Origin of the sequence: Glycomyces dulcitolivorans (assembly GCF_003265355.1) — a bacterium.
Classification (GTDB): domain Bacteria; phylum Actinomycetota; class Actinomycetes; order Mycobacteriales; family Micromonosporaceae; genus Glycomyces; species Glycomyces dulcitolivorans.
Genome location: NZ_QFRW01000167.1, coordinates 1 through 4,227, shown reverse-complemented (window position 1 = coordinate 4,227; position 4,227 = coordinate 1). Strand labels below are relative to the sequence as shown.

The window sequence follows — 4,227 nt, the reverse complement described above, 5'->3', positions numbered from 1 at the left end:
GTCGTACCCCGCGGGCACTCTCGAAGCCGGGGGCGCCTCGATTCCGTTCGGCGCGAGGCTCGACGCTGCCCGGAGTTAGGCTTCAGGCATGAGCGACAGCGATGCGCCCTATGCGGGGCCGCCGGTGAACGTGCCGCCGCCTCCGGGCTGGCGGGTCGAGGCGGTGGCCCTGCCGGGCGAGCCGCGGCGGCTGCCGCCGCAGGACCACGCCGCGATCGACGCGGCCGAGCAGCGGGCGCGCCTGGTGACCCAGTGGCTGACACTGGTCGCCGTGGCGGCCATGTTCACGGTCCTGATCATCGGGCTCGTCGAGTTCTAGACGAAAAAGCCCCCGTCCCTCAACGGGGACGGGGGCTTTCGCATGTCCGGGTCAGGACTCGACGATGCCGCCCCAGACCATCTCGGCGCCGGTGTGCCCGGTCTGGAACAGCCACCAGCCGGCCAGGCCCAGGAGGATGAGGGCGACCGCGCCGAGGACGAACATGATGACCTTGCGGCCGGTCGCGGCCGGGTCGTCGCCGCCCGCGGCGGCGGTCTCGCCGTCCTCGGACGGGGCGGGCTTCGGCGCGTCCCCGTTGCGCAGGAGCGCGGCGCGGCGGCCGCGGTCGAGGCCCGCGAACAGGAACCACACGGGGATGAGCGCCAGGAGCGTCCACAGGAGCCAGTACGCGTTGTCGTGGTGCTGCTGGACCGCGTCGGGCCACTGGCCCGCGCCGTACGTGAAGTCCGCGAACTGCTGTCCGCTGTAGATCGACCCATACGCGGACGCGGGGGCGACGAGTACGAGAATCGCCGCGGCCCAGCCGATGCGCTGCCGCAGCGGCGGGACGAGCAGGTAGGCGGCGCCGAGGAGCACGAGCAGCGCCACGAGGATGATCGGCGCGTGCACCGCCAGCGGGTGGAGGGGCAGATCCAGAATCGTTCGCATAGAGATCATTGAACCGTTAGATTTCCAAATCGTCTATAGGACCCGGAAATCGAGCCGACGCCTTGCGGTGTCGGCGTTGGCCTCCCGGTCGGGAGGTCTTCCCGCAGCGATACCGCTGCCAGCGGGGCTGGTCTTGCGCGGTTTCTGTCGGGCTGTTTTCTCTTCGCCCGGCAACTCCAGGTCGAAGCCCGCGATCAGGTTCGCGAGATTGCGGGCGGCGTTGAGGTCCCGGTCCACGACCAGGCCGCAGTGCCCGCACCGGTAGGTCCGCTCGGACAGGCGCAGTTTGGCTTTCACCGCGCCGCAACCCGAGCAGGTCTTCGAAGAAGGCAGCCACCGATCGGCGACCACCAGATTCCCACCACGCCAGGCGGTCTTGTAGGCGAGCTGACGGCGCACCTCACCGAACGACGCATCCGCGATGTGCCGCGCCAGTCGACGGTTCTTGAGCATCCCCGCCGCATGCAGATCCTCGACCACGATGGTCCCGAAGGTCGAGGCCAGCCGTGTAGTGAGCTTGTGCATCGCATCCGCACGCCGGTTCGCGACCTTCGCATGCAGGCGGTTCAGATCGCGGCGGGCCCGTTCCCAGCGACCCGAGCCGGGGATCCCTGCCTTGGGATCGGGTGCCCGCCGACGGGCGAGCCGCCGGCTCGACCTGCGCAGCTGCTGGCGAGCCTCCTCCAAGGAGCGGGGATTGGGAACCGACTCACCGGTCGACAGGACCGCGAGGTTCTTGATGCCCAGATCGACCCCGACGACAGCGGCCGGTCGCTTCAACGGCTTGTCGGCACGCTCGATCTCGCAGGTGAAGGACACAAACCAGCGTCCCCCGCGGCCGAGAGACAGCGTGGCCGACAGGATGCGACCAGTCCCGCGGTCCAGATGCCGAGCCAGCTTCCGAGTGCTTTCATGCGTCCGGATCGAGCCCAGCTTCGGCAGTGTGACATGCCTGCGGTCTGGCTCGATGCGAATGATGCCGGTCGTGAATCCGCACGAGAGCCGGGAGCGACGGGATTTGAAACGGGGGAATGCCACTGGCCGCCCTGCTCGCCGACCGTTTCTGGACTCCGTCCAGTTTCGCAGTGCCGCGGCCAGGTCGGCACACCCGGACGCATACGCCTCCTTGGAGTTCTCCCGCCACCACGGCGCGGCGGCAGCCTTGCGCCGGTTCCACAGTTTCCGCAGACCGTAGGCCGACCAGTCCGGCACCATCGTCAGATCGGTTTCAGCAAGACCGTAGGACCGCTCGGCGTCGCGCTGCGACAGGTTCGCCTTGACCAGCGCGAGCATGTGGTTGAACGCGAACCGCCGCCCACCGCAATGCGAAAGGAAAGCCTCGACCTGATCAGGGCGCGGATCGAGCGCGAACCGATACGCCTGCGTCACTGCCACCGGTGCGTCTCCAGATTCATTCAAGACATCGGAATACGAACACCAGGACTAACGACCGTCGGATCGGAGGGTTACGGGATCCTCGAAACTGTTCCGAGAACCATTGCTACCAAGCGGAAGCTCCGGCAGAACTTTCGAAGAGTTCGACGTAGCTCATGACGGCGTCCGCTATGAGCTGCACGGCGATCGCGGCGAGCAGGACGCCCGCGATGCGCGTCAGGACCTCGATGCCGCCGCGGCGCAGGATCTTCACCAGCAGCCCCGAGAACCGCATCACCAGGTAGATCAGGATGTGGATGACGACGATCGCGAGCGCGATCCACAGGTAGTCCCCATGGGACGGGGCCTGCTGCACGAACAGGATGACCGCGACGATCGCGCCGGGCCCGGCCAGCAGCGGGGTCCCCAGCGGGACGAGCGCGATGTTCGAGGTGGCGGCCTCGTTCGGGTCGTCGGCCTTGCCGGTGAGCAGCTGGAGGGCGACCAGGAGCAGCAGGAGCCCGCCGGCGCCCTGGAGCGCGGCGAGGTCGATGTGGAGGTACGAGATGATCTGCTGCCCGAGCAGCGCGAACAGCGAGATCACGCCGAGCGACAGCAGGGTCGCCTGAAGGGCCGCCCGGTTGCGCTCGCGCTTGTCCATCGTGCCGGTGAGGGCCAGATAGATCGGCACGATGCCGGGCGGGTCCATGATGACGAACAGGGTCACCATGACGGTCAGCAAGTAATCGAGTCCACCCACGCAGCGAGTATGTCAAGTCCGCCAGGTCACAGCCGCGGATTCGGCTCCTCGTGTTACGTGCGGCTCAGCGGGCCCTCACTCGGGGGGCCGGTAGTCGAGCACCGGCATGACCGCGCCCGTGGGCGGCGTCAGGATCGACACGACGGGGTCGTCGCCGGTGTAGTCGACGAGGAGCCAGGTCGCGTCGTTCCGGCTGTAGCTGAGCTCCCAGCGCCCGTAGGGGTCCGTCTGGAAGTAGTCGGCCTGGAGGAACTGGTCCTCGTACTCGCCGTAGTCGGTGACCTCCGCCTCGTCGGCGGAGTACACGCTCAGGCCCTGGCCGGAGGCCTTGGCGATCGCGTCGTCGACGAGGGTGCCGATCGCGCCGTCGTCGGAGGTCGACTCCAGGGCGCTCTGGACGGTCTCGGAGTCGGCCTCGCCGCAGTCCTCGCCGGCCTGTGCGAGCCCGGTGCCCGGGTCGAGGTCGGCGACGCACACGAACGTCGGGTTCGACTGGTCGACGATGACCGCGGACTCGTATCCGGCGGCGCCGACCGACGCGAGGTTCCACTGGTACTGCTCGTCGAAGTACCAGCGCTTCGCCTCGCCCGCGGTCGTGGACCACAGGTCGGCGGTGAAGACGGTGGTGGAGCCGGACCAGTCGAGGAGGGTCAGGTCGTAGTTGGTGGTGAACTCGACGGTGGTGGTCCGGTCGGCGATCACGGCGTTGGTGATCGCGTACGACTCCTCGGTGACCTCCGCGTTCGGGGTGACCATCGCGAACTGGTCCGCGGCGGAGTTGACCAGGTTGTAGGTCATGTCGGAGGGCCAGCCCATGCTCAGGCCGCTGGCGCCGTCGAGGCTGGTCAGCGCGGTCGTCTGCTCCTCGGAGGACACGACCAGGTACCCGTCTTCGAGCCGGTAGACGTCCTGCGGGGTGTCGGCTTCGAGGGTGACGCGGTCGCCCTGGTCGTTGATGACCTGGTAGCCGTCCTCGTCCTCGATGAGGAACTCCATGCCGAGCTCGTTGCGGACCTCGCTGGTGGTGGTGTCGGCGGCGCTCGGGCCGGGGTCGGCGGTGTTCAGCAGCGGCTGGAGCACGAACGCGCCCGCGCCGAGGACCAGGAGTCCGGCGCCGCCCGCGGCGGCGCCGACGCGCCTGCGGCGGCGGATGCGGTGGGCGCCG

At 68.6% G+C, this 4,227-nt stretch carries 5 protein-coding genes; 1 reads left to right on the top strand and 4 read right to left on the bottom strand.

Features of this window, described 5'->3' with window-relative positions:
- Nucleotides 1-88 precede the first annotated feature (88 nt).
- Nucleotides 89-319, top strand: a complete 231-nt coding sequence (locus DI269_RS13580) for a hypothetical protein (protein ID WP_157974973.1) — start codon at nucleotides 89-91, stop codon at nucleotides 317-319.
- Between the two features lie 51 nt (nucleotides 320-370).
- Here the strand turns inward: DI269_RS13580 and DI269_RS13575 are convergent, their stop codons facing one another.
- The 4 genes from DI269_RS13575 to DI269_RS13560 form a co-directional block, all read right to left on the bottom strand.
- Nucleotides 371-928: a flagellar basal body-associated FliL family protein gene (locus DI269_RS13575; protein ID WP_112136707.1), complete on the bottom strand. Its 558-nt coding sequence runs from the start codon at nucleotides 926-928 to the stop codon at nucleotides 371-373.
- 33 nt (nucleotides 929-961) lie between these two features.
- A complete protein-coding gene (tnpB, locus tag DI269_RS13570; protein ID WP_198667411.1) occupies nucleotides 962-2,323 on the bottom strand; it encodes an IS607 family element RNA-guided endonuclease TnpB in 1,362 nt (453 codons plus the stop codon).
- 106 nt (nucleotides 2,324-2,429) lie between these two features.
- Nucleotides 2,430-3,062, bottom strand: a complete 633-nt coding sequence (locus DI269_RS13565) for a MarC family protein (protein ID WP_232822740.1) — start codon at nucleotides 3,060-3,062, stop codon at nucleotides 2,430-2,432.
- A 75-nt stretch (nucleotides 3,063-3,137) separates the two neighbouring features.
- On the bottom strand, nucleotides 3,138-4,227 hold a 1,090-nt coding region (locus DI269_RS13560), incomplete at its 5' end, for a hypothetical protein (protein WP_157974972.1).